Origin of the sequence: Pseudoalteromonas phenolica (assembly GCF_044788725.1) — a bacterium.
GTDB lineage: Bacteria > Pseudomonadota > Gammaproteobacteria > Enterobacterales > Alteromonadaceae > Pseudoalteromonas > Pseudoalteromonas phenolica_C.
On the sequence record NZ_CP173162.1, the window covers coordinates 880691 to 904302 of the forward strand.

Here is a 23612-nt window from a genome sequence, read left to right on the forward strand (position 1 = left end):
TCTTGATGAATATTAGCAGCTGTTCATTGTAATTTAATCAATGAAGACGGCTACAAATTAGAGACAAATAGACCTTTTTCTATGTTTAATAACTGCTAATTATCTTTGTTATTTTGAAGCTTACGGTAGGCGAACAATATAAAATGAGTGAGGGTGGCATTAACAGCAAAATTAGGTGAAGCTTCCTCACTCACCTAATTTTGATGCTATAGCACTTAAAGTTAAACTTTAAATTTTGTAATGTCTTCTTCCAGCTTGTTTGCTATTAGCTGTAAACTTTTGCTGGTTTGGGCATTATCAGAAGCACTATCAGCGACAATTTTAATGCTTGATGTGATTTGGTTAATATTTTCTGACACTTCATTGGCAACCGTTGTTTGCTCCTCGGTCGAAGTTGAGATCACTACATTCAGATCTGCAATTTCAGTAATGGCTGATGTGATCTTTTGTATCGATTCGGCGGAGCCTGCAGCAATAGAGACGCTACGCTCAGTTTGAGCTGCAGCTTCATCCATGCTGCTGACAGTACGTTTAGATGCATCCTGCAATGAAACAATCATTTCGCTGATCTGCTCTGTGGCTTTTTGGGTGTTGTGTGCCAATTGTCTTACCTCATCGGCAACCACTGCGAACCCTCTGCCAGACTCGCCTGCTCGAGCGGCTTCAATGGCTGCGTTAAGTGCAAGCAGATTAGTTTGCTCAGCTACACTTTGAATAATCTGTACCACACTGTTAATTTCATTTGTTTTGTCACTTAGTAAATCTATATCGGTTTTAGTTTGTGTAAGTAACTGATTCAGTTGATTAATAGATTGGATGTTATCTTGTACACTTTGCAACCCCTGCTGAGAAACAGCATCTGATTCATTCGCTTTGTTGGAGGTAGTTACTGCTGTATCAGCGACCCCTTTAATCGCCGCGCTCATTTGTGTAATGGCAGTTGCAAGCATAGTGGTTTGTTGCTGCTGCTGTTCAGTGCTGCTGGCAATTGAGATGCTGTTCTCTGATAAGCTTTCAGTTTGTGTTCTAAGGTTAGTGACAAGCTGCAAAAGCTCGGTAATTAAAGCATTGAAATGAGAAAGCATGGTATTAATGCTGGCGCCTGTTTGCGCAAACTCATCATGCCCACTTTCATCCACTCTAAGGGTTAAATCTGTATTATTAGCGATGTCTGCCATGAGTTGATTGATGTTATTAAGCGGTGAAGTAATTGAACGGTTAATCGCTATGGCGAGTAAAATCATAATAATGAGTAGCACAATGCAGGCTGTGATTAATAGCGTTCTTTGACTTTGATAGTCTTGTGCCGCTGAATCGGCAAACATTTGCGAGGTATTTAGCTGCAAATCAATCAGCGCATTTAAGCTTGAGCTAAAGGGATCAAAAGTATCGTATAGAGTTTTAACAAAATCTTGTGGTGAAGGTGCGAGTGTTTCATTGTTATTGAGGATTGCTTTGTAGGCTTCAACTTTTCTTTTAACTTGATCAAACAGCACTTCGCTTTCTTTAATCAATCGTGCTTCTTCGGGAGTTAATTCAGTCTGTAAGTATGCTGACCATTGTTTAGAGGCAATATTTTCGGCATCTTTAATTGCTTTTAGTAGCTCAGATTTAGACATTAAGTTGGCATTATATTTATGTAAATTATCAACAATGCTTACGGCGTAATTGTCTGACACAACTTTAATTTGTTTGAGCGGGACAACTCTGTCATTGTTGATACTTTGAATACCAGCAACTAAAGAGCTACTTAGCATCAGAGACGTTATAGCCAGCAGCAAAAACGCCAAGCAGGGAAGGAATACAAGCATTATTAGCCGTGTTCTTACACTGAGGTTTTTTAGGTACATCATTTTTTCCCCGAATTCGTAATCTTATAAGTATTATGTATTTTTCAAAAATTTCCCCTAATTAATCTTTGGGGAATAAATTATTTTACACAACTGCTGTTACAAGACGTTGATTGAAAATAACAAAACTAAAAAAGTGAGTGTTTTTAAATATCTATAGTTAGCAAGGTGAAGTTTGAATTGGTTTTAGTATGAGGTGTATTGAAATTATATTTTAAGAAGTAACTCCTTAAATAAAGGTGTTACTTCTTAATAGAACAATAATCATATTAGTTGATGGGCAAAGCTTTCTATTTTCTCATTGGGTAATGTAAGTGTTTTACTGCAATCAAGGTGTAAAAGCTCAGTCATGTGAATATCAAAATAGCTGAACACTTTTTCGAAGAAACCAGCAAAAATAGGGCAAACTTCTTTACTGGCAGAAGTCGTCAGTACAAATCCTTTTTTATTCTTAAGCCCTTTACCTATGTGTTTAATCTCAGGGTTTTCTGTTAGTTCTGTGATGCGGTCAATTAAACGCTTCATATTCGAAGTGACACCGTGCCAGTAAACTGGAGAGGCAAAAACGATGTTATCAGCCCATGAGAGTGCTTCTGCAATGTCGTAAAAGTCATCTCGACTATAAAAGTTGTGATAGTTGTAATCGGCATAGTTGTGTGAGTCTAAGTTAAAATATCGGGTGTGGTTTTCATCTATTTGTGAGCGTACAGCCTGAGTCAGTTGATAGGTGTTACCTGCTTGATTGGCGCTAGAGAAAAGTATGAGGGTATTTGCCATTGTATGCTTCCTTTTAGTTTGAATGGCACGCAGCTTAAAAGCTCAACCTAACTTTAGGTAAAGGTGTTTTTTTAAATTTTTTGTCAGCTTGGTACGAAGCTTGAGTTTTATCTAATAACTAAAAGATAAACTTAATAGATAACAAGGTGACCCTCATGGCTAAATTATTCGGAATTTATTGTGCATCGGGGCTGACACAACAGCATGATTTTATTATTGAAAAGTTCAAGCTAGAAGAAAAAAATCGTGTCGACGGCCAGTTTAATTCAGTGCAAGAGCGCGCCTTGTATATGGCGACACTCGACTATCAAACCTTCGGGCCAAGTGCTTTTTTGCAAACAGATTCGCAAATTGCAACGCTTGTTGGTCATCCGTTGCTGTCTTCAGATAGAGTCAGAGACTTAGACACCCTAAATAAAAACTACACCGATAATATGTTGAAGTCATGTGAAGGGGTATTTTGCATGGCCCGCTACAACAAAGAATCAAACTGTTTAGATATTGCGACAGACGCCCTAGGTATTCGTCCATTCTATTATATGTATTATGAAGGGGCGTTTATTTTTAGCACCCAGTTCAGCTTGTTAAAAGAGCTAGGCTTACCACTGACTTGTAATGAAGAAGGCATGATGGAATACGCGACATTAGGTTATTATTTGTTCGATCATACTCATTATCAAGAGATTTCATGTATTCAACCGGGTCATCGCGTGCAGGCGTCGAGTTTAGGTGTGCGCAAAACTCAATATTTTGACTGGTGTGAATTGGCTAAAGCGGGTGAATACTATGAAGGCGCATTAGAAGGGCTAAAACAAGACCTAGACAATAACGTTGATAAATACCTTGGTAATGACAAACATGTTCTCACTACACTTTCAGGCGGTTTAGATTCAAGACTAATTGCTTGTCTATTGAAGCGCCGAAATTTAGACATGTCAGCACTCAATTTTTCTCAAGGCAAAACCCAAGATTTATACTGTGCGCAAGCGTTTGCTGATAGTCAGAACATCAACCTTGATGTTATCAAAGTAAAAGACACGCAAGCAAAAACGGTTGAAGACAGGCTCGGTAAGCATTGGCGTAACGGTGCTCACCCAGATTACTACCGTGTAACTCGCCCTGGGCTTTCTTGGTCAGGTAATGGCGGGAGTGTTGGCTTGGGTGTAATTTACTACTCTGAAAAAGTGTATCAAGCGGCGTTAACTCAAGATGTTGAGCATCTAGCTGATGCGTATTTATCACAGCAATTTGCGTATATTCCTAAGTCTATTATTCGCGGCGCTGAAGGCATGCAAGCAACGTTAAAAGCCAATATTATTCGCTCATTAAAGCAATTCGGTGATGTGCCGTTAGATAAAGCCTATTACCTATTCTTGCTGTTGAATGATCAGCACCATCATTTGGCGATCCCATTCGATAAAGTTGACGATTACCAAATGGATTTCTGTCTGCCATTTTATTCATGGAAAGTGTTGCGTCATGTGCTGTCTCAGCCTATTTCACGGGTGAGAAAACACCGCTTTTATCATGACTTCTTGCAGTATGCGTTTCCTGAAGCGCTTGATGCCCCTTGGCAGGCTTATCCAGATCATATTCCTTGTACTTTGCCAAAAGAAGGCATAGATCAATGGCAGATCAAACGTCCAAAACAATTTAACACGGCAAAAGTATATGGGCTTTTATTCAGCCTGATGTTCAGCCAGCACAAGCGCATGGTCAATATCCCGTCTTTTAGCGCTGTTGCTGTGTTACATAGTTTGGGTTTAAAAGTGTATAACGACAAACTTAAAGTGGTAGAGAATATTTTGAAATGGTAGTTAAGTGAGGACTATCATGAAATTCTAAAAATAGCGTGTTAGCCCTAATCTGGGTTAACACGCCAAGGTGGATTTAACCTATTCTCGCCAGCCCAATAGAGTTTTATTTTATTTTTAGACGGGTCATGTAATATGGCTTCACGCCATAAAAAACGTTCATCTGTAGGGAGTTGAGCAAACTCGATGCCTTTGTCTTGCAGATTAGCAACCCAATCATCTAGCTGTTGGTGCTCAAAATAAATGGTGGTGCCGCTATTAAAATCGTTTTCGTTTAGAGAAAGAGAAAATGTCGCTTCCCCTTCAGGACACATAAATCGTGCGTAGTGCGGTGTATCAACTATCAGTTTAAAGCCAAGCGTTTGGTAAAACTCTACGGCGATTGGCATATTTTTAACTGGCAATGTGACCTGATTTAAATTCATGGGGTAATCCTTTTTATTTAGGCGATTACCCCATGCTACACCCAGTGTTATCTTTGAGCCAGTTTTGCCTGTTGTAAGAAAGATTTATACAACTGTTGTACATTCACCTTGGCATTAAGTTTTGCGGCAATCAGGTAAAGCCCTGCCAGTTTTCGGTGTATAAACAGTGCATCAATGGGAGGAGAGTGCCATTTGGATTTATCAGTACTCATCTCAAGCCCTTTGCCGCGTATTTGTTTGGCGAGAGGGCTCGCAGCAAAGTCATAGGCTTTATCTTGTCTAAGCGGTTCGCAAGCAAGCATAAAAATATCCACGACTTTATGTTTGTACTCCAAGTCTATGTCAGAGTTGAAATAACCAATTTGCTCAGCAGCTGATGCCACTAAATTGCGATTTTCAGACATGGCACCAGAAAAGAGTGCAAAGTAGCCGTTACATACTGATTGTGTAAGCTCTCGGGTTGCACCAAAGTCCAGTAATACTATTTTTCCCGTATCGGGCTGATAAAGATAATTGCCAAAATTAGGGTCGGTTTGCACAGTATTAAATTTTAAAAGCTCAAAGAAGAATAAATAAATTAAGTCGCTTGCAAGGGCGTCACGTTGGGTTTGTGGCAAAGACACACAGGCTTCTAAATCGATACCTTCAACAAACTCCATACTGAGAATATGCTCAGTGGTTAAATCATTAATCACTTTGGGTATTTTAAACTGTTCAAAGTCTTCTAGGTTCTCTTGATAGCGCTGTAAGTGACGGGCTTCAAGTTGATAATCAGATTCATCTAAAAGCTGTTGTTTTGCTTCAAAAATGAGCGGTGCCATGTCGATATGCTTTGGCAATAAGCCACTCATTTTTAGAAGGCTTGCAAGGTTATCGACATCGCTTTCTATGCTTTTTGCGATCCCAGGGTACTGAATCTTTACCGCTAACTTTTCACCATTTTCAAGTGTGGCCTTGTGGACTTGACCAATAGAAGCGGCGGCAAAAGGTTTTAATTCGATGTGTGAAAACTTGTCGAGCCAGTTATCCCCCCAATGCGATTTAAGTACACCAACTAATTGCTTGTGGGGCATGGCATGACCTTCTGATCTCAGCCTTGCCAATAATTTACTCAGTTCGGGAGGCAATACTTCACCTGAGTCCATAGATAAAAGTTGCCCTAACTTCATGGCCGCACCTCTAAGTTGAGCGAGCTGTTCAGCCAGGTTCTCGATATTTTTGGGGGAAAGGATCAAGGATTGTTTATTTAGCTTTTCACCTTTGGCGACTGACTTTGCGCTGTCTATTAAGACATTGCCGGCTACTTTTGAGGCGAGTAAGCCAAATTTACTGAGCCGAGAAAAACGAGACGTTGGAACTGATTTACTTTTATCCATACAAATGATTAAGCGCTTAAAATGCTAAACTTCTGTAATTACGATCTAAAGGTCACTTTAGATCGTTCTAGTCCTCTGAAACTAGCGTAAAAATTGTGTTTTATCTTGTCGAGTATGAATGACTTCATCCAGTACGAGCGGTTTGGCAAAACCAGATACGCCTTCGTGTGCTAGAAGCCATTGTTTTCGCTCAACGCCTCCTGCGTAACCGGTTAACGTGCCCGATGCGCCAATCACTCGGTGACAGGGCACAATCAGGGTTATTGGGTTTCTGCCGTTAGCCCCACCGACGGCACGCACGGCTTTCGGGTTATTAAGCTGTTGTGCGAGCTGTAAATATGAATAAGTGTGACCAAATGGAATTTCGCACAACGCTTGCCAGACTGACTTTTGAAACTCAGTGCCCACAGGGTCAAGAGGGAGATCAAAGCTTTGTCGAGTACTGGCAAAATATTCTTCAAGTTGCGCAATACATAGGGTGATGAGTTTTGACGGTACAACAGACTCTTTATGTTCGCCACAGAATATGACCTGACAAATTCCTTTATCTGTTGCTTTTATTTCCATCGTGCCAAGTGGGCTTTCAAAGTAGTCGCAAAACATCATAGTTTGTCCCATAGTTGAAAAGTAAGGTAGCTGCGCCAAGGGGCGGCTTTTTCTGAGTCAAAATCAGCGTGTGCTTTTAGTGCTTTAATTACCCCAAGATCGGTCGCGAGGAATATATCTGGGTCGCTTAAGCCGCGCATTTTCGCATAATTCGCTGTCCAAGGGCCTATCCCTTTGAGTGCCAGCCAGTTATCTGGATTTTGCGCTTCAACGGGTTGGTTTTGAGCAAATTGAGCAAATCTTGTAATGGTTTGTTTTCGGCTTTCGGGCATTTTAAAAAATGCTAAGTCGCTTTGCGCAATGGCTTCGGGCGTCGGGAAGTACAGCACATTTTCACAATATGCCTCTTGCTCATTGGCTTGTTTTTCACCTAAGGTTTCAACCAGTTTTATCACTAAGTTCTTGGCAGCAGTTACAGATATTTGCTGACCCAAAATAGCGCGCATACCCGCTTCGAATACATCCCAAATACCGGGCAAGCGCAACCCAGAGCTTATCAGTGTATTAGTGCCGAGTGCGTCAGTGAGATCATGCTCGATTTGCTCGAGTTCGGCGTCTAAATCGAGTACACGGCGAATATTGCTGACAACAGGTTTGAGAACACGATTGTCTTCAAGGCTAATTTCGACCAAGAATTGATGCTTTTCAGCTTGATGGTGAGCGGTAAACTGGCCTTTAACACCTTGATAAATGAAGCTGCGGCCATAAAAATTATCGCCAATCCATTCAAGCCCCGGAATAAGTCTGGCAGATAAAAAACGCTGCATCTTTTGCCAATCAAATGGCGGACGATACGACAGCTTTAAAGTCAGTTTTGCATTATGTTTGCTCGTCTGTTTACGCATTTGAGTCGGGGTAAGTTTAAGCTGTTGTTTAAAGCAATCGTTAAAGCGACGAATACTGTCAAAGCCACTGGCGAGCGCAATTTCGGTAATAGGCAAACTGGTTTGATGCAGTAGTTTTTTGGCAAATAAGCACTGCTGATAGAGTGCATACGTTTTTGGAGAAACGCCCATTTTTTCGTTAAATAGTTTTCGTAAATAGCGATCGCTGACGCCTAATCTTGTAGAGAGTTCAACAATAGAACCCGTTTGTAATGCACCTTCGTCAATTAAACGAACAGCACGATTTAAGGTTGCGCCATTGCCTTGCCAGGCCGCCGAACTTGGCGCGCTGTCTGGCCGACAACGTAAACATGGACGATAGCCAGCCTCCGCTGCCTGCACTGCATTTTTAAAATACTCTACGTTTTCTTCTTTTGGTGGCGATGCAGGGCAAATCGTTCTGCAATAGATACCCGTAGTTTTGACAGCAATGAAGAACTTGCCATCAAAGCGGGGATCTCTTGAAAAACGGGCTTTTTGACAGGTTTCGAGACTGAGCATAAGCGCTCCAATTAAATATGCTTGCAGTCATTATATGTAGATAGTGCCAGACTACTAGCCAAAAACGGCACTGAATGTAAAACCTGCTTTCACAGGTCATCTAAAATTGCATTGATAGAGTATTGTTTTAGGAAACTGAAATCGGGCGTTGTGAGGTGGCAATTGAAAATTATTTATGGCTTGGCATTTCTTATATTGGTGTTTTCTCAATACAGTTTGGCTGCTCGGTTCGTTCATACAAAAGCTGACTTCATTGGCTTGTCAGAGCTCAACGAAGCGCAGCAAATTAAAGTGAAAAACTGGATAAATCATGGCTTAGTTGCAACCCAAAAAACACTCGGGCCCTTAATACAAAAAAACGTACCAATATATTTGAAGCCACAATACTTTGCCTTTGAAGCCGTACCTTGGGCCGAAGTCTTTCGCGGTGAGCTAGATGGTGTTGAGCTTCAATTTAGTCGCTATGCGAGTCTTAAACAATTAAAAAACGACTGGACGCTGTATCACGAGTTAGCCCATTTATATCACCCGTTATTAAATTACGAAGACTTCTGGTTGAGTGAAGGCTTGGCGACTTTTTTGCAAAACCAAATCATGAAAGACAGCGGCATTATTACCTTTGACAATATGATGATGCGACTCAAAGCCGGGCTTGAACGCGGACAATCTAATACCTATCGGTTGTCACATCTTAAAGATACGCGCTTAGCGAATGTGAGCAGCAATATGTGGCAACTCAACGCTCAGCAGCGTGTTTATTGGAGTGGTGTGGCATTTTTTATTGAAGCACAATATCAACTCAAACTGAAGCAAGGCAAATATAAAACCATTGCTGAGCTGATCAAAGCTTATCAGACCTGCTGTAAAGCGTCAGAGCAGCAATCGGGGCGTCAATTTTTAACGGCATTGGACAAGCTTTCAAAAGCGGCGGTGTTTAATAACTTGTATTTAAAATATAAAAATCGGACCGACTTTCCAAAGCTGAAACAAAAACATTTCAATGCACTGTAATTATCTTTGCTAAACTTTTATAAGATAGCAGGGGGAAAGATATGGATATTCTGATCACACAGGAAGTTGCACTCCATCAATATGAAGTGAGACAAAACGTCAGTAAAGTTACGCGTCTGCTCCACCCTGAGTTCGTTGAGGTTGGCGCGTCAGGCAAACGTTACGAGCTTCAGGGTATTTTAGAAATGCTCGCTTTTGAACCGTATGAAGCGGGCTTTGTGCATTCTCAAAACTTTCAATGTATTACAGTTGGACCTGATTCAAGGCTGCTGACTTACGACGCCGCTTGGGTTTATGAAGACGGAAAAGTCGATGCTTTTTCAAGGCGGGCTTCACTCTGGCAAGAAACAGAGATAGGCTGGCAGTTAAGATATCATCAAGGAACGTCTTGCGACGCGTTTGAATTAATAAAATGAAAAATAGTTTTTTTGCTCTGTGCTTACTCCCTCTTTTTGCTTGTGTATCTACTGAGCAAGCTAAGAATGAAATCAAGGTGGTAGAGGTTGTGAAATCCTCAAATAGCTGGAATGGCACCAAGCTACCACATTACCCGCAAGGTCAGCCTGAAGTGACTGTGTTGCGCATTACTATTCCAAAAGGCGTAACCTTACCTATGCACCAACACCCAGTTATTAACGTAGGTGTGTTATTAAAAGGTGAGCTCACTGTAAAAACGCAAAAAGGAGAGACGTTACTTATGCAAGCGGGCGATCCCATTGTAGAAGTGGTCGATACATGGCATTTGGGGACTAGCACCGGCACAGAGGATGCTGAGATCATGGTATTTTATTCAGGTGTAAAAGATAAACCGTTAACGATTAAGCGCTGGGGTAACACATGCAGTATCGATTTAATGTGTTTGGCGTCCTAATGTCGGTTCGAAGAGAATCTGAACAGTGGCGACTTTATAAAGAATCGCAAACTGGCATACGAAGTCGAGTATATGATGTCGTTATTCCTGATTATTTAACAGCCTCAGAACTTAGAGGCTATCTTGATGATATTTATCATGAATATTCAAGTGAGCGTTATCCTAAAGTTGAGCAACTCAACCTTTAATTAGGGTAAATCGACTAAAGTCTAGTGTCCTTTAACGTCAGCGTAAACTAGCGTGAGAGTGTAAAGACCATAAATTAACCAAGGTTATTTGGCGAAGTTAAAGGCACTATTATGACAACAACAAACATAAACTATCAGTCTTACTATCAAGATTTTCAACAGGACCCAGAGGCGTTTTGGCTTAAACAAGCACAAAAGCTGAACTGGCATACACAGCCGACTCAAGGTGTCAGCCAATGCTATGAGCAACTTGACCATTGGTTTGCAGATGGTGAGTTAAACACCTGTTATTTGGCACTCGATCATCATATTGAACAGGGGCGAGGCGAGCAGTTGGCGCTTATTTATGACTCGCCAGTCACTGAGCAAAAACGAACATACACCTATAACCAACTTCATGAAGCGGTCAGCTTGTTTGCTGGTGGCTTAAAAAATTTAGGGGTAGAAACGGGCGATCGCGTGGTGATTTACATGCCGATGATCCCCGAAGCGTCTATAGCTATGCTAGCCTGCGCCCGAATTGGCGCCGTTCATTCAGTGGTATTCGGTGGCTTTGCCCCACGTGAACTCGCTATGCGTATAGACGATGCCAAACCTAAACTTGTGCTTACTGCATCTTGTGGTGTTGAGCCTAGCCGCATAATTGAATACAAACCTATGCTCGATGAAGCACTCGAGCTTGCCGAGCACAAAGTCGATCATTGCGTGGTTTTCCAACGACCACAAGCCCAAGCTCAGTTACAAGATGTGCGAGATTTAGATTGGCTAACTGTACTAAAAAAAGCACAATCGACAGATGCCGTACCACTTCCTGCAACTCACCCGCTTTATATTCTTTACACTTCTGGCACCACAGGCACTCCGAAAGGTGTTTTACGCGAACAGGGTGGTCATGCGGTGGCACTTAATTACAGCATGCAAATCGTGTATGGCATGCAGCCTGGGCAAGTATTTTGGGCTGCTTCTGACATAGGCTGGGTCGTCGGCCACTCATATATTGTTTATGGGCCGTTAATTTACGGCTGCACCACGGTTTTATACGAAGGTAAGCCTGTATTTACACCAGATGCAGGTGCATTTTGGCGAGTGGTAGAAGAGTACAAAGTGAATGCATTGTTTAGTGCGCCTACGGCTTTCAGAGCGATTAAAAAGCAAGATCCTGAAGCTGAGCTATTGGCAAAATACGATGTGTCTAGTTTAGAGAGACTATTTTTAGCAGGTGAAAGACTGGACCCTGCAACCTATGAATGGCTACAAGAAAAAACCGGCCTTCCAGTGATTGATCACTGGTGGCAAACAGAGACAGGATGGCCGATTGCCTGTAACCCTGTTGGCATCGAAATGTTACCAACCAAGGCGGGTAGCTCGACAGTAGCGGTTCCTGGTTATCAGGTTCACATTCTTGATGTGGATGGCAGTCAATGCGAAGCGAATGAACAAGGTGTGGTTGCAGTAAAATTACCGCTACCACCGGGCTGTTTAACCACAATTTGGGGCAACGCTGAACGATTTAAACAAAGCTACTTGTCTCAATACAAAGGCTATTATTTATCGGGTGATGGCGGTTATATCGACGAAGATGGCTACTTGTTTATCATGGGACGAACCGATGACGTGATTAATGTGGCGGGCCACCGTTTATCAACCGGTGAAATGGAAGAAGTGGTCGCGGCGCATCCAAGTGTGGCCGAGTGTGCGGTGTTTGCCAGTAAAGATAACCTGAAAGGACAAGTGCCTATTGCTATGGTGGTAACGAAAGAAGGCTGTACCAAGCAAGACGACGAAATAGCCGATGAGATCCGCGCCTCTATTCGTGCTCAAATCGGTGCCATTGCCTGTTTGCAAACCATTCAGGTCGTAGAGCGTTTACCTAAAACTCGTTCTGGCAAGATACTGCGCAAAAACCTACGACAGTTGGTTGATGGTGAGCAAATACAAGTTCCTTCGACCATTGAAGACCCAGCGGTGATTGAAGAGATCCAAGCTAAATGGCATGCGCTGCAAGGGTAAGCTCTCATTTAGATGAGGCTAGGTTTTTAAAGAGGCAATGTTAAATTGCCTCTTTAGTTTATATACGGCAAAAACTCACCAATAATAGTCATTCAAATTTTTCGATATAGTCTAATTTACTGAAATTTAATTGTTTTTATATAAGCTGAATATGGAACAAAGTTTGCTGTAATAAATTCTCGCATTTATTTTACTCGCCTCAACGGCAAGCGTTTCAGAATTTATAAGGACAGTGATGAAAATTCAAAATACCCCTCAAACTGCGAACTTTTCGGTTAATTCAAATATAGATACTGAGCCAAAGAACGATAAGTGGTTAAATAAATACAATAACTTGATGGATCAATTATCAAAGTCACCTGTGCCGAATACTGATACTGCCATAGGGGTGATCAGTAAGAACTTACCTATTTCAGAGCAAGCAAAAAACTTGTATTCGCACTTTAAAGCCAATGCTAGGGCAGAAGTTGATCAAAACCTTGATGAACGTGAACGAAGTATCGAAACCTACAGAAAGACCATGGTTGATATTATGGAAGAGCCAATTGAGGTAAAAATCTTACCTTCAGAAATCAACGAAGCGCTCCTGTTCAATAACTTAGGAATTAACTATCTAGAATATAAAGAACTTAAAGTTCGCTTAGAAATGTTAGCCTTAGCAGAGCAAGATATAGACAAAGACACTACATTGAATCGTTCTGATAAAGAAAAGTTACGAGACATAACTGCTGATTTACGAGCTCAGTTGCAGTTACAAATTGATGAGTTATTGGCCGGAAAAGAAAAGCCAGACGAAGAAAACCAAAGGCTCGACTTTAGCAATCGGATCAATACGCAATTTGAAGATCTCGGTCTGAATGACGTTGATAAATTTGATTTGCTAAAAAGAATGGTGTGATGAATGAGTGCTTCAGGTTGAATGACTTGAAGCACATAACATATTAAATTTGCAATGTTTATATTAAATCGCTGTTAAGTATCTGCGCTCTACGTCGGCCCAATTAATGACATTGAAAAAGGCATTAATATATTCCGGACGACGGTTCTGGTACTTCAAGTAGTAGGCATGTTCCCATACATCTAAGCCTAAAATAGGCACTAGATTATCCATTAGTGGGCTGTCTTGATTGAGTGAACTGGTTACTTGTAGCTCACCTTGCTCGTTCACAACTAGCCAAGCCCAGCCGCTACCGAAACGTGTGAGTGCAGCTTTGATGAAAAGTTCTTTGAAAGTGTCAAAGTTGCCAAATGTTTTATTGATATCATCAGCCAGTTTGCCTTCATGTAGCTGCCCGCCGTTCTCAGACATCACTTCCCAAAATAGACTGTGATTATGATGCCCACCAACATGGTCCCTCACTGCACCTTGAAGAGAGGCTGGTAGAGTTTGAATATTTCTTAATAACCACTCGTCACTTTTCTCAGCAAATTCAGTATCTGAAAGCGCTTCGTTTGCTTTATTTACATAGGTTTGATGATGCAGGGTATGGTGAATTTCCATGGTTTTTGTATCGATATGCGGCTCTAATGCGTCATATTGATAATTTAGTTTTGGTAGTGTGAATGGCATTAAGCACTCCTTCGGTTTTGATAGATATAAATTAGTGATAAGTCAGCGATGTGGCGGAATAGGGTTCTGAAATTTTTTCGAGCTTAGTTAATAAACTAGGCGATTGAGTTAGATGCTTTCTAATTGCAAATGAATGATGCTGTAGCTGAGACAAATGTTTTGAAAATAAATAGTGGTTCTCGTCTTGGGTTGCATTTAGTAAGCAGTGTCCACAATCACACACCACGTTATAGCCCTCAACTAAGAAGTCACATGCGATTTCATGTTTTCCTTGAGCCATAGAAGAGTCGACTAAATTCAAGTACGACACGACAAGTGCTGGTACAAATTGATCAATAACCCAAGATGTAGGCGGCGGTGTATTTGAAGTTATAAAACCACCAATATCAGCTAAGTGCTCTAAGCTATCTTGGTATAATTTGTCTGCAGTAATGAAGCGATTGTTTTCGAATGCGCTGTTACCCTCGCATATTGTATTTTGCCAAGTGAGCATAGCCTGTTGGATCAGCGTGTTATTGGTATCCATAAGTAAAATATAAAATACAATTGAAAATGATTGTTATTTATATTTAATCTTTTCGGCTTTGTTGTCAAAGTGAAATTACTTATAGGGCATAAATTTATATGTAATAACTTGAATTAAAGGAGGGAGATCACAATTAAGTTGATTATGTATTAGTCAGAATGTTGGTAAGTTAAAATGGATTTTTTAACCACTGGGTTAGGTGTTTTAATTATTTTACTGTTTGTTTTTTTGGGAAGAAGAGCGACAAAATGGGCAAAGAAAATGCCCAAAGGTGCCTATTTATTCATGGCACTCATGCCGCTGATTTCATTGTTTCCAATTCCACCACCGGCATTTAAAAACGTGGCTAAAGCAAAGCAAGAACAACCAAAACGTAAAGAAGATAACGGAGACGATAAATAAAAGAGTAAGGGTTATCTGAACTATTTTTGTGTCATTAGCCTTGCCGCTAGCCCTAAAAATATGACGCCGAGTAACCCATCTATATGCTTACCCAAGCGAAGTTTATTTCCTAAGTAAGCGCCAATTTTACTAAATCCTAATGAAAATAATGTGTTGAAAGCAAAAGCAATGAGACTTAGCAAAGTGCCGAGCATGAGAATTTGACCCGTCAAACTTGAGTTGGCAGTGGTAAATTGCGGTAAAAACAAGCTAAAAAATAATAAAGCTTTCGGGTTCAATAAGTTATTCAACAACCCTTTGCTGATAAGTTGCATTGGCGCTAACTCCGATAAAGGCAAGGCTTCACTTGGTATCGCTTGATTGGCATACCAAGTTTTAATGAGATTAATCCCTAACCAAGCCAAATAAATTGCACCGATGATTTTAATCGCCATTGCAATTGGTGGCATTTGTTGCATGAGTTGGCCTAGCCCAAAGGCGACTAGCAAGGTTTGTACTATTCCGGCTAACAATATACCAATCGCCAGCATGAAACCCGCTTTAAAGCCTTTTGAAGATGAGTATGTTGAAATAAGTAAAAGATCAGGCCCCGGTGAAAGTACAAGCATAACAGAGGCGATAAAAAACAGCGGCAGAATACTCAAATCAATCATTACTTTTCCTTAGTGAATGCACAGCCGTTGCGGCTTATTATTTTTCAAACGGCGCAGTATACACGAATAGATCAAAGTGGCTTAATGAGTGACTAAAATTTAGTTAAAAGCGCGTTGAGAAAAACGTATCAGAAAAAACATAGTTACATTTTACTGATACGTGACCCAAAATTTATGAGCTTTAACCTAAACTCAATGGTTCAAACGAACCTTGTTGCTTAATAGACGAGAGGGTCTTTTCTAAGCGGGCGAGCAGATAATCGTAAACAAAATTACCCATTGAAATACGTTTAACACCGAGTTGTTGCAGTTGGTCAAAACAGGCAAGCTCTGGCATGCACATGACATTGAGTGGCAAAGAACAGTGTGCAACAATTTTGCTGATATCATCAGGAGCCGTTAAGCAAGGTAAGAAGATACCATCAGCCCCTGCGCTTTCGTACAAGTTAATTCGCTCGATTGTTTCAGGTAAAGCTGTGGCTGCATCAACGATATAAGTATCTGAGCGAACATTGATAAACATTTCAATGTTTGTGCCATTCAATAATGCTTTAACTTGTGACAGTCTCTCACTGAAATCATGTTTATCGACTAAAGATCTGCGGCCATTTGTTAATTGGCTGTCTTCGATATTAATACCCACCACTCCTAACTTTGCCAGTTTTGTTATGTTCTCGACAATCTCTTGTGGCGTGTCAGCATAACCGGCTTCGATATCAACACTAAGCGGTAATGTGGTTACTTCTGATATTTGCTTAACGACCGCCAGTAATGTGTCAAAACAAATGTTTTGACCATCAGTTTTTCCTAATGATGTCGCAATGGCGGCGCTTGATGTACCGATTGCCTGATAGCCTAGCTTTTCGGCAACGATAGCGCTCGCTGCGTCCCATACATTACAAAGTATAAGTGGAGTTTCTTGCTGATGTAGTTTTTTAAACATAAAGAATTCCTAGTGAGATATTAGTTAACGAGGTAAATATTAAAGTGAAGGAGAGGCCTTTACTCGACAGTTTCGGAACTGAATGTTCGTATTATTTTTAGCTTTTAGCTTTCATCAATTTTTTCAATCATACCAATCGTAAAATTTGCACTTTACCTCAAGTTAACTTGAGCTTTTAAAGTTGCTTCATCAAATCAACAGACAAGAAAATAATCAAAGGATGAAGACAATGAAGCACACAAAAATAATCGAAAGAATCACGCAACTTTTTAACGCAACCATGGCTAATAAGTAAGGAGCGCATTATGTATTTAGAACACGTAAATTTAGTCGTCAGTAATATCGAACGTTCACTCAAGTTTTATCAAGCAGCATTTCCACATTGGTTTATTCGCAGCAAAGGTGAAGGAGAATGGTATGGTAAACAGCGTACGTGGGTGCATTTTGGTGATGACTACCATTATTTGGCTATGAGCGACCACGGTGAAGGTGACAACCGCAAGCTAGAAGGGCATCAAGTGGGCCTCGCGCACTTTGCTTATGTCGTTCAAAATATCGAGGCGCTTGCAAAAAGAATGTTAGCGGCTGGTTTTGAAATAGATAAAATTGGCAGTGAGCATCCATTTAGAAAAAACCTATATTTCATCGACCCAGACGGTTTTGAAGTGGAGTTTGTAGAGTATTTATCTGATTTACCGAATGAACGAAATGCTGACTAAAGCTTTCGATTAAATATGCTTATATAAGATAGATAGCATCTGTTCTTTATCGACGGGTTTGGCAATCACATCAGCAAATCCTGTCGAATGGTATAAAGCGACATCTGTTGAAGAAACATTGGCTGTTAAGGCTATAACGATTAAATCAGGGCGCATATTTTTTATATGTCCAGTCGCTTCTATACCATCCATCACTGGCATCTGAATATCCATCAACACTAAATCAATATCATCATTTAGTTTATCAATCGCAATTTGGCCATTTTCAGCCAAGGTTATCTTAACATTGGTGTCTGCCAGCATTGCATTGGCAATCATTTGGTTCATAACGTTATCTTCAACCAGCAAAATGTGTAAATGAGACAGGTCTTTGATTAAGTCAGGAGGGGAGTTCTTAGCTTGCTGAATATCAGAACGCTCGGCGGGGAGTGTGACAGTGAATGTAGAGCCTGAATCTTGATCACTTTGCACGCTTATATCACCTTGCATCAGCCCCACTAATGATTTGGTAATAGACATGCCTAATCCTGTGCCACCATATTTTCGTGTGGTCGTAATGTCAGCTTGTTCAAAACGATTAAATAGGCGGTCAACTTGGGCTTCAGACATGCCAATGCCTGTGTCTTTTACAATAAATTTGAGTTGTTCTGAATCGCTACAATATTCAGCGGTAAAGATGATGCTGCCAGTTGGCGTAAACTTAAAGGCATTTGAAGTAATATTACTTAACACTTGATAAATTCTAACCGGATCACCTAACCAAAAACGATTTGAAATAGAGTTATCAAATACCAAACTGAGCCCTTTTTGATTGGCTTGGTTTTGCATCTCTTGCTTTATATTCTCCAGCAGGTCTATCAGGTCAAATTGCACTTTTTCTATGTCTAACTTTCCGGCTTCAATTTTTGAAAAATCTAAAATGTCGTTGATGATAACCATCAGATTCTTCGAGCAACTAATGGCACTATGGACATATTGTTCGGCTGCTGGCGGAAGTGTAAGTTCCCTTAACAATTGTAGATTGCCATACAAACCATGCATGGGTGTACGGATCTCATGACTGGTATTGGCCAAAAATGCACTTTTAGCAATATTTGCCGATTCTGCAGCTGTGACTGCTTGTTTTAGTTTTCTCTTTTGTTCAACTTGTACAGTGATGTCTCTGATCACTGTAACAAAATGCGTTTCACCTTCTAACTCAAGTTGCGTCACGGTTATGTCTATTGGGAATGTAGCACCGTTGTATTTTATCCCTGCTAGTTTTATTTGATACTCATTGGTTTTTTGCTTGGTTAAGAGTTGAGTGAAAGCCGAAAGTAAGTTTTTGTGCTCTTTACTCTCAATAAGCTGGTTAACATCTAAGGTCAATGCGGTATCGGCTTTTATATCAAACATGGCCTCAGCACTTTTAGAGAACAGCTTTATTTTGCCTAACTTATCAACCACGACGACGGCATCATTTAGCCCAGCTAAAATAGCGGCTTGTTGCTGTTCGGTTATTTCAACTTGTTTTGCTGCGGTTGTGGCAGTCTGTTTTAGTTGAGCAAATAAGTATTTTTCGTTTAAAAGAGCAAACCACAAAGCAACGCCATAGGCTAATAATCTTAATAAATGCCACCCCCACCAAGATAAATCCCATAAAAAAGATTGCTGAAACATGATAGCGGCAAGACCAAACATGGAGCTATGCAGAATAAATAACAGGTCATCGGTTTTTTTGTTCTGTTTGTAACTGACGTAGAGTTTGATCGAGGCAATTAAAAGACATGTTCCGCCAATGGTATTCAACATGACTGCAAATGATGAAAACCGACCATTTACAACCATATGAGGCACGAGTTGAGGGAAGCTGAAAGAGAAAATTGAAAGTAAAAAGGTGGCACTTAAAACCACATAAGTGAAGCCACGTTTCAGTTGAGTTTGTGTTGATACAGGGAGTATGATTAAAAGAAATAATACACCGCCAAAAAATGTGGCAGTGGAATGAAACCACACGAATAGCTTACCCGGTTCAACGAGGGCATGGGAAACATCTAGGATACCCATCGCCCCGACAGCGGCGGCAATAGGAATATTAAAACTGGTTCCTCGATTATTTTTTTCTAGATTTAACAATAAGAAGCAAACGAATAGAGCGATTGTACCACCAAATACTTCGATGGCACTATGAAAGGGAATATGCTGCCAACGCCATTGAGAGAAAGACGATTTGGCCAGTAAAAAGGTGACAGCATGAACAAAGGCGCTCAATGCAATAACGATGTAAATGGAACGATTTAGCCCCTGAGAGCCGGGTTGCTGAGGCATAAACTCTCGCCCAAGTAAGCTTGAAGTGCTTTATAAAATTCTTGTAATACTTACAAGATTAGACGGTTTTACACGCTTAGCAAATTTTGGCTTTAGATGAATTTTTTAATCTTTTCAGCGACTTTTTCTATATGCTCCGGCTTAGCTTTCACTTCAGCGTGTGCTTTTAAGCCGTGTAATGAACCAGGAATGATATGAAAGTGAAAGTGTGGCACAGTTTGGCCTGCGGCATTGCCATTATGCTGCACAATCGAAGTACCTTGCACGTTTAATGCTTGCTCAACGGCCTTACCTACTTTCTGTACTGTTTTCATACAAGCCAGAGCGGCTTGGTCTGTGAGATCGTAAATCGTTGTAGCAGCTTGTTTTGGAATAACCAGAGCATGCCCTTCTTTTTGCGGCATGATATCCATAAAAGCAAGCGTATAGTCGTCTTCAAATAATTTAATGCAAGGGGCTTCGCCTTTTAAAATCTTCGCAAAGATGTTATTTGCTTGGTATTGATCTTTCATTTTTGCCTCGGCTACGTCACAGGATTGTAATCTTGCTGTTTTTTATCATGCGAATACTTAGAATTTATTACAAGTAGATGCGGTAAGTGGATCACCAAGCATTGCGAGGCTATGTAAACCATCCAATTAAGATATCTGACTTGCGGATAAAACCCTTCGCCTTGATTACCGTATATCCAAAAGTTGCCGATGATGGCATCAGCAACAGCAGCCAAAATAAAGCCTGTGCCGACCAGTAACTCACCTTTTGATGCTTTAAAACCGCCGCAAGATAAGATAAACGAAAGGCCAGTAAAACCAACAACGCCAATCAGCATGGCATAAATGCCTGTGCTAATTGTGATAAACCAACCCGTGTTAGGAAGATGCATCATGAACATAGAAAGCACACCTACTACACTTCCCGCAAACACAGGATATCTGATAAAACGTTTATCTTTGGTGTTTAATTCGATGGCACGAAAACCAGCGAGTAAAAGTAGGGTGTAGCCGGGTAAAAAGAAGAAAATAGAGTCGACTAAATAGTCATGTTTGATGACGCTTTCATACCGATAGAAGGTTTCGGGGAGATTGAAGTTAGTCACATCGCCTAGAAGGCAAAAGCAAAGCGCTAAAAAGCTAAGCCATGCGATTTTAATGAGGGCGCTGTCACTCGTATTAATGCTGACCCATCGCTTTATCATTAAACTATTAATCAGCAATGCAATCAAAACCACACTCTCAATGGTTAAGATGGTGTTTCTTTCATGGCCCTCAATTGACCAAAAGCCTAATAACGCACCGATTGCATCAATGAGTGCCAAGCTAAAAATTATGCAAGATATGCGAACAAGTATCACACTCTTCATCAAGTGTCCTTTTGCCATTTCTTCTCGTGTTTTTTATTTAACCTGAGCTTTGGTTAAGAGATTTACTAACGTATTGATATTAAGATAATAAGTAATTTTTCAAGTCTGCAGCCGGAGACTTTTAGCGATAACAAGGCGAATTTACGCGTCAATAGCTGGCCTATTGTAAGTAAATTCAACGCTGTTAACGTTGAAAGTAGCCGCTGGAGATAGATTTATTATCCAGAGCTCAGGTTATTTAACCTGAGCTTTCGTTAAGCTAACTTATTGATGAGCTCGTCTAATAAGCTTTTCAGTTGCTTAGCTTTTTCAATATCGATTTGGCTATTCTCTAGTAATTGCATAGGAATACAAGCGACTTCGCTTTTTAATGCGTGCCCTTTTTCAGTCAGTTTTATGATCACTTTACGTTCATCAAACTCACTTCTTGCTCTTTCGACTAATTCGGCGCTCTGCATTCTTTTTAGTAGCGGCGTTAAGGTGTTACTGCTGAGCATGGCTTTATCACCGATATCACTCACCGTTAAGCCATCTTGCTCCCAGAGGATCAACAAAACAATATATTGAGGATAAGTCAGGCCATGGGCTTCAAGCAAAGGCTGGTAAAGACGCGTTACCAGCCTAGACGCGGCATAAAGCGGAAAGCACAACTGATTTTCTAATTTAAGTAAATCATCGTTTTGCATTTGCGCACTCTCTACAGTAGCTTTTCAATCTTTTTAGCAATTGCTTGCGGTTTAGTCACTGGCGCAAATCGGCTCTCAACTTCACCATGACGATTGATCAAAAACTTTGTGAAATTCCACTTAATGTTTTTGCCAAAAAAACCTGTTTTCTTAGACTTCAAATATTGAAAAACTGGGTGCGCGTTTTCACCATTTACATCAACTTTTTCGCTGATCAAAAAGTCAACGCCATAGTTAATCAAACACCCTTGCTGAATGGTACTGGCATCTCCAGGCTCTTGATTACCAAATTGATTGCAAGGGAAACCGATGATCACAAGCCCTTTGTCTGCGTATTCTTCGTGAAGCTTTTGCAAGCCTTCATATTGGTAAGTAAAACCACATTCACTTGCGGTATTAACTATTAATACGACCTTATCTTTAAAATCAGAGAAGTTGATTGGTTTGCCTTGTAAGCTTGTCGCTTTTAAATCATAAAACATAAATTAAGCACCTTTTATTTTAACTGTGCAAGACTATATCGTGCGCGATATAAAAGATCAAACACTAATCAACTAATAATATTTTGTAATCTAATGCTAGATGATCGCTACCCGGTAGGGAGTGGGTTTTAAATTGAGAGGCTTTAACGCTGTTACTCGTTAAACAATGATCTATCGGTAAACCCGTTAACCAACCATAAGGATGTAGGTATTTAGAAGCATGCCAAGATGCATACATGCCAGTTTGTTGATAGCAAGGGGTGAGTTGATGATGGCGTGGAAAATGATTTGACCAAGGTGTGGTATTAAAGTCACCAGCCACCAGAATATGTTTATTTTTAGCCAGTTCAACTAAGGGTTGAACACTGCCTAATAATACATTGCGCTTTTGCCATTTATCTGGGGTACGTGGTGAGGGTGGGTGCAATAAAATGAGATCGAGTTTTTGTTTTGGTAATTGCAAAGTCAGCGTAATAACCGTGCCTTTTCGTGGTAAAACTTTATGTTTTTTTATGTTGGTAAGTGGGTATTTACTAATTATTCCCATGCCATCAGGAAAGCCATCATAATCCCCATCACCAAACTTATAACGCTTAGCTGCGCTTTCTAAAAAGAGTGGTTTTTGTTCTTGGTTAAATTCGTAAAAAAGATATAAGTCGGCATCGAGCGAGTTCAGCTCTTCAACGGCAGTTCGTAGCACTGGGTTGTAGTAACTTAAGTTTGCTTGCACGATATGCAGTTTGGGGTACGCGTCAAAAGATTTGGTTTCTAATGGTTGTGTTTTACTAAACCACCAAAGATGGCTGCTGGCAAAAAGTGCGATTGAGAGAATGGCTGATATCGCGCCGATTTTGACTGACTTTAGCAGCAAAGGAATGCTAAAAAACAGCGCTAATAAAAAGAAGTGAAGTTGAAAGTTACTCAGTAAATCGAGCAGGTAATACTCGCCACTTAATGCCACTAAAGGCAGTAAGATCAGCAGGAGTAAAACTAGCTCAATTAGTAGTAATATGAATAACAATGCATCACCAAGTTTTGTTTCTATTTAGCTAAACTTTAGTCTAGGTGACAAAAAAATGAGAAGTTTTAGTCCTTTGGTGTTTAATATGAGCGCTTATTCTTAATGAGTTTTTAGGGCATTAACCAGCTCGGTTGTCAATCCACTCACTCATCACCACATGGGTTTTTATTTTCACAAAATCAGGCTGGGCGTCGAGGTGTTCACGAATTTCATGTAAACGCTGCATTGATTCAGCTTGAACAAAAACCAATAAATCCATATCACCCGTGATCCCACGACAAGTGACCACTTCTGGAATAGCCTGAAACAAAGGCACGACTTCAGAGCAACGTGCACATTGGTGCTGAATTTCAAAATAAGCAGACACACCAATTTTTTGAGATTCGCTCAGCAGTACTTGATAGCCTCGAATGACGCCATTTTGCTCGAGCTTTTTAATTCTCTCGGTAACGGCGGAGCGAGAAAGGCTCACGGTATCGGCAATGGCCGAGACGCTTTGTCGCGCATTCTTTTTTAATTCAGCAATGATCTGTTTGTCGAACTTATCCACTATAAAGCACTTTTTGAGATTTCTAGTCAGGCAAGAATTTTACACGGCCCATATTTTTATGAAAGTGATATTGCAGGACT

26 protein-coding genes are annotated in these 23612 nt (G+C 40.5%); 9 read left to right on the top strand and 17 right to left on the bottom strand.

What is annotated here, in order from left to right; genetic code table 11:
* Window positions 1-221: 221 nt before the first annotated feature.
* Both ACH784_RS21345 and ACH784_RS21350 read right to left on the bottom strand, forming a co-directional pair.
* A complete protein-coding gene (locus ACH784_RS21345) occupies window positions 222-1853 on the bottom strand; it encodes a methyl-accepting chemotaxis protein (protein ID WP_404395844.1) in 1632 nt (543 codons plus the stop codon).
* Between the two features lie 261 nt (window positions 1854-2114).
* The gene (locus ACH784_RS21350) at window positions 2115-2627 is read right to left on the bottom strand and encodes a flavodoxin family protein (RefSeq protein WP_404395846.1); all 513 of its coding nucleotides are present in this window, start codon (window positions 2625-2627) and stop codon (window positions 2115-2117) included.
* 155 nt (window positions 2628-2782) lie between these two features.
* Between ACH784_RS21350 and ACH784_RS21355 the strand changes: the two genes are divergently transcribed.
* Window positions 2783-4444, top strand: a complete 1662-nt coding sequence (locus ACH784_RS21355) for an asparagine synthase-related protein (RefSeq protein ID WP_404395848.1) — start codon at window positions 2783-2785, stop codon at window positions 4442-4444.
* A gap of 44 nt (window positions 4445-4488) precedes the next feature.
* Here the strand turns inward: ACH784_RS21355 and ACH784_RS21360 are convergent, their stop codons facing one another.
* The 4 genes from ACH784_RS21360 to ACH784_RS21375 form a co-directional block, all read right to left on the bottom strand.
* Window positions 4489-4866: a VOC family protein gene (locus ACH784_RS21360; RefSeq protein WP_404395849.1), complete on the bottom strand. Its 378-nt coding sequence runs from the start codon at window positions 4864-4866 to the stop codon at window positions 4489-4491.
* Window positions 4867-4913: 47 nt separating this feature from the next.
* Window positions 4914-6242 (bottom strand): ABC1 kinase family protein, encoded by a 1329-nt coding sequence (locus tag ACH784_RS21365; protein ID WP_404395851.1) that lies wholly within the window; start codon window positions 6240-6242, stop codon window positions 4914-4916.
* A gap of 81 nt (window positions 6243-6323) precedes the next feature.
* A complete protein-coding gene (locus tag ACH784_RS21370) occupies window positions 6324-6845 on the bottom strand; it encodes a methylated-DNA--[protein]-cysteine S-methyltransferase (protein WP_404397013.1) in 522 nt (173 codons plus the stop codon).
* Complete coding sequence (locus tag ACH784_RS21375; protein ID WP_404395852.1) at window positions 6845-8233, bottom strand: DNA-3-methyladenine glycosylase 2 family protein; 1389 nt, start codon at window positions 8231-8233, stop codon at window positions 6845-6847. Before ACH784_RS21375 ends, ACH784_RS21370 begins: the two co-directional genes overlap by 1 nt.
* A gap of 162 nt (window positions 8234-8395) precedes the next feature.
* Here ACH784_RS21375 and ACH784_RS21380 point away from each other — a divergent pair, with 162 nt between their 5' ends.
* The 6 genes from ACH784_RS21380 (at window position 8396) to ACH784_RS21405 (ending at window position 13211) form a co-directional block, all read left to right on the top strand.
* Window positions 8396-9244, top strand: coding sequence for a hypothetical protein (locus ACH784_RS21380; RefSeq protein WP_404395854.1), 849 nt, complete (start codon window positions 8396-8398; stop codon window positions 9242-9244).
* Between the two features lie 41 nt (window positions 9245-9285).
* Entirely contained in the window at window positions 9286-9660 is a 375-nt protein-coding gene (locus ACH784_RS21385) for a DUF4440 domain-containing protein (RefSeq protein WP_404395856.1), read from the top strand.
* Complete coding sequence (locus ACH784_RS21390) at window positions 9657-10115, top strand: cupin domain-containing protein (protein ID WP_404395858.1); 459 nt, start codon at window positions 9657-9659, stop codon at window positions 10113-10115. Before ACH784_RS21385 ends, ACH784_RS21390 begins: the two co-directional genes overlap by 4 nt.
* Window positions 10115-10303 (top strand): hypothetical protein, encoded by a 189-nt coding sequence (locus ACH784_RS21395; protein ID WP_404395859.1) that lies wholly within the window; start codon window positions 10115-10117, stop codon window positions 10301-10303. Before ACH784_RS21390 ends, ACH784_RS21395 begins: the two co-directional genes overlap by 1 nt.
* Before the next feature lie 111 nt (window positions 10304-10414).
* Window positions 10415-12313 carry a propionyl-CoA synthetase gene (locus ACH784_RS21400; protein WP_404395860.1) on the top strand — a complete coding sequence of 633 codons (1899 nt, stop codon included), beginning with the start codon at window positions 10415-10417 and terminating at the stop codon, window positions 12311-12313.
* A 235-nt stretch (window positions 12314-12548) separates the two neighbouring features.
* Window positions 12549-13211, top strand: a complete 663-nt coding sequence (locus tag ACH784_RS21405) for a hypothetical protein (protein WP_404395862.1) — start codon at window positions 12549-12551, stop codon at window positions 13209-13211.
* 63 nt (window positions 13212-13274) lie between these two features.
* Here ACH784_RS21405 and ACH784_RS21410 read toward each other — a convergent pair whose 3' ends face one another.
* Complete coding sequence (locus ACH784_RS21410; protein ID WP_404395864.1) at window positions 13275-13883, bottom strand: superoxide dismutase; 609 nt, start codon at window positions 13881-13883, stop codon at window positions 13275-13277.
* Window positions 13884-13914: 31 nt separating this feature from the next.
* On the bottom strand, window positions 13915-14409 hold the full coding sequence (locus ACH784_RS21415) for a hypothetical protein (protein WP_404395866.1): 495 nt from the start codon (window positions 14407-14409) through the stop codon (window positions 13915-13917).
* 174 nt (window positions 14410-14583) lie between these two features.
* On the opposite strand from ACH784_RS21415, the gene ACH784_RS21420 reads away from it, so the two are divergent.
* The gene (locus ACH784_RS21420; RefSeq protein ID WP_404395867.1) at window positions 14584-14811 is read left to right on the top strand and encodes a hypothetical protein; all 228 of its coding nucleotides are present in this window, start codon (window positions 14584-14586) and stop codon (window positions 14809-14811) included.
* Between the two features lie 20 nt (window positions 14812-14831).
* Here the strand turns inward: ACH784_RS21420 and ACH784_RS21425 are convergent, their stop codons facing one another.
* Window positions 14832-15464 (bottom strand): LysE family translocator, encoded by a 633-nt coding sequence (locus ACH784_RS21425; RefSeq protein ID WP_404395869.1) that lies wholly within the window; start codon window positions 15462-15464, stop codon window positions 14832-14834.
* Between the two features lie 181 nt (window positions 15465-15645).
* Window positions 15646-16407 carry an isocitrate lyase/phosphoenolpyruvate mutase family protein gene (locus ACH784_RS21430; protein ID WP_404395871.1) on the bottom strand — a complete coding sequence of 254 codons (762 nt, stop codon included), beginning with the start codon at window positions 16405-16407 and terminating at the stop codon, window positions 15646-15648.
* Between the two features lie 305 nt (window positions 16408-16712).
* Between ACH784_RS21430 and ACH784_RS21435 the strand changes: the two genes are divergently transcribed.
* Window positions 16713-17126, top strand: a complete 414-nt coding sequence (locus ACH784_RS21435; RefSeq protein ID WP_404395872.1) for a VOC family protein — start codon at window positions 16713-16715, stop codon at window positions 17124-17126.
* 9 nt (window positions 17127-17135) lie between these two features.
* Here the strand turns inward: ACH784_RS21435 and ACH784_RS21440 are convergent, their stop codons facing one another.
* The 7 genes from ACH784_RS21440 to ACH784_RS21470 all read right to left on the bottom strand — a co-directional run bounded on the left by ACH784_RS21440 (window position 17136) and on the right by ACH784_RS21470 (window position 23532).
* Window positions 17136-19433 (bottom strand): ATP-binding protein, encoded by a 2298-nt coding sequence (locus tag ACH784_RS21440; RefSeq protein WP_404395874.1) that lies wholly within the window; start codon window positions 19431-19433, stop codon window positions 17136-17138.
* Between the two features lie 92 nt (window positions 19434-19525).
* Window positions 19526-19945: an HIT family protein gene (locus ACH784_RS21445; protein WP_404395876.1), complete on the bottom strand. Its 420-nt coding sequence runs from the start codon at window positions 19943-19945 to the stop codon at window positions 19526-19528.
* An 11-nt stretch (window positions 19946-19956) separates the two neighbouring features.
* Window positions 19957-20793: a hypothetical protein gene (locus ACH784_RS21450; protein ID WP_404395877.1), complete on the bottom strand. Its 837-nt coding sequence runs from the start codon at window positions 20791-20793 to the stop codon at window positions 19957-19959.
* A gap of 254 nt (window positions 20794-21047) precedes the next feature.
* Window positions 21048-21479 (bottom strand): MarR family winged helix-turn-helix transcriptional regulator, encoded by a 432-nt coding sequence (locus ACH784_RS21455; RefSeq protein ID WP_404395878.1) that lies wholly within the window; start codon window positions 21477-21479, stop codon window positions 21048-21050.
* An 11-nt stretch (window positions 21480-21490) separates the two neighbouring features.
* Entirely contained in the window at window positions 21491-21961 is a 471-nt protein-coding gene (locus ACH784_RS21460; RefSeq protein WP_404395879.1) for a glutathione peroxidase, read from the bottom strand.
* Window positions 21962-22025: 64 nt separating this feature from the next.
* Window positions 22026-22982 (bottom strand): endonuclease/exonuclease/phosphatase family protein, encoded by a 957-nt coding sequence (locus ACH784_RS21465; protein WP_404395880.1) that lies wholly within the window; start codon window positions 22980-22982, stop codon window positions 22026-22028.
* A gap of 118 nt (window positions 22983-23100) precedes the next feature.
* A complete protein-coding gene (locus ACH784_RS21470; RefSeq protein ID WP_390444141.1) occupies window positions 23101-23532 on the bottom strand; it encodes an Lrp/AsnC family transcriptional regulator in 432 nt (143 codons plus the stop codon).
* Between the last annotated feature and the right edge of the window lie 80 nt (window positions 23533-23612).

Coding starts and splice junctions, on each gene's coding strand:
- ACH784_RS21460 (WP_404395879.1), bottom strand. CDS start 21,961: ATGTTTTATGATTTAAAAGCGACAAGCTTACAAGGCAAACCAATCAAC.
- ACH784_RS21420 (WP_404395867.1), top strand. CDS start 14,584: ATGGATTTTTTAACCACTGGGTTAGGTGTTTTAATTATTTTACTGTTT.
- ACH784_RS21425 (WP_404395869.1), bottom strand. CDS start 15,464: ATGATTGATTTGAGTATTCTGCCGCTGTTTTTTATCGCCTCTGTTATG.
- ACH784_RS21395 (WP_404395859.1), top strand. CDS start 10,115: ATGTCGGTTCGAAGAGAATCTGAACAGTGGCGACTTTATAAAGAATCG.
- ACH784_RS21440 (WP_404395874.1), bottom strand. CDS start 19,433: ATGCCTCAGCAACCCGGCTCTCAGGGGCTAAATCGTTCCATTTACATC.
- ACH784_RS21345 (WP_404395844.1), bottom strand. CDS start 1,853: ATGATGTACCTAAAAAACCTCAGTGTAAGAACACGGCTAATAATGCTT.
- ACH784_RS21390 (WP_404395858.1), top strand. CDS start 9,657: ATGAAAAATAGTTTTTTTGCTCTGTGCTTACTCCCTCTTTTTGCTTGT.
- ACH784_RS21385 (WP_404395856.1), top strand. CDS start 9,286: ATGGATATTCTGATCACACAGGAAGTTGCACTCCATCAATATGAAGTG.
- ACH784_RS21430 (WP_404395871.1), bottom strand. CDS start 16,407: ATGTTTAAAAAACTACATCAGCAAGAAACTCCACTTATACTTTGTAAT.
- ACH784_RS21445 (WP_404395876.1), bottom strand. CDS start 19,945: ATGAAAGATCAATACCAAGCAAATAACATCTTTGCGAAGATTTTAAAA.
- ACH784_RS21455 (WP_404395878.1), bottom strand. CDS start 21,479: ATGCAAAACGATGATTTACTTAAATTAGAAAATCAGTTGTGCTTTCCG.
- ACH784_RS21415 (WP_404395866.1), bottom strand. CDS start 14,409: ATGGATACCAATAACACGCTGATCCAACAGGCTATGCTCACTTGGCAA.
- ACH784_RS21370 (WP_404397013.1), bottom strand. CDS start 6,845: ATGTTTTGCGACTACTTTGAAAGCCCACTTGGCACGATGGAAATAAAA.
- ACH784_RS21360 (WP_404395849.1), bottom strand. CDS start 4,866: ATGAATTTAAATCAGGTCACATTGCCAGTTAAAAATATGCCAATCGCC.
- ACH784_RS21350 (WP_404395846.1), bottom strand. CDS start 2,627: ATGGCAAATACCCTCATACTTTTCTCTAGCGCCAATCAAGCAGGTAAC.
- ACH784_RS21365 (WP_404395851.1), bottom strand. CDS start 6,242: ATGGATAAAAGTAAATCAGTTCCAACGTCTCGTTTTTCTCGGCTCAGT.
- ACH784_RS21405 (WP_404395862.1), top strand. CDS start 12,549: ATGAAAATTCAAAATACCCCTCAAACTGCGAACTTTTCGGTTAATTCA.
- ACH784_RS21435 (WP_404395872.1), top strand. CDS start 16,713: ATGTATTTAGAACACGTAAATTTAGTCGTCAGTAATATCGAACGTTCA.
- ACH784_RS21450 (WP_404395877.1), bottom strand. CDS start 20,793: ATGAAGAGTGTGATACTTGTTCGCATATCTTGCATAATTTTTAGCTTG.
- ACH784_RS21410 (WP_404395864.1), bottom strand. CDS start 13,883: ATGCCATTCACACTACCAAAACTAAATTATCAATATGACGCATTAGAG.
- ACH784_RS21355 (WP_404395848.1), top strand. CDS start 2,783: ATGGCTAAATTATTCGGAATTTATTGTGCATCGGGGCTGACACAACAG.
- ACH784_RS21400 (WP_404395860.1), top strand. CDS start 10,415: ATGACAACAACAAACATAAACTATCAGTCTTACTATCAAGATTTTCAA.
- ACH784_RS21375 (WP_404395852.1), bottom strand. CDS start 8,233: ATGCTCAGTCTCGAAACCTGTCAAAAAGCCCGTTTTTCAAGAGATCCC.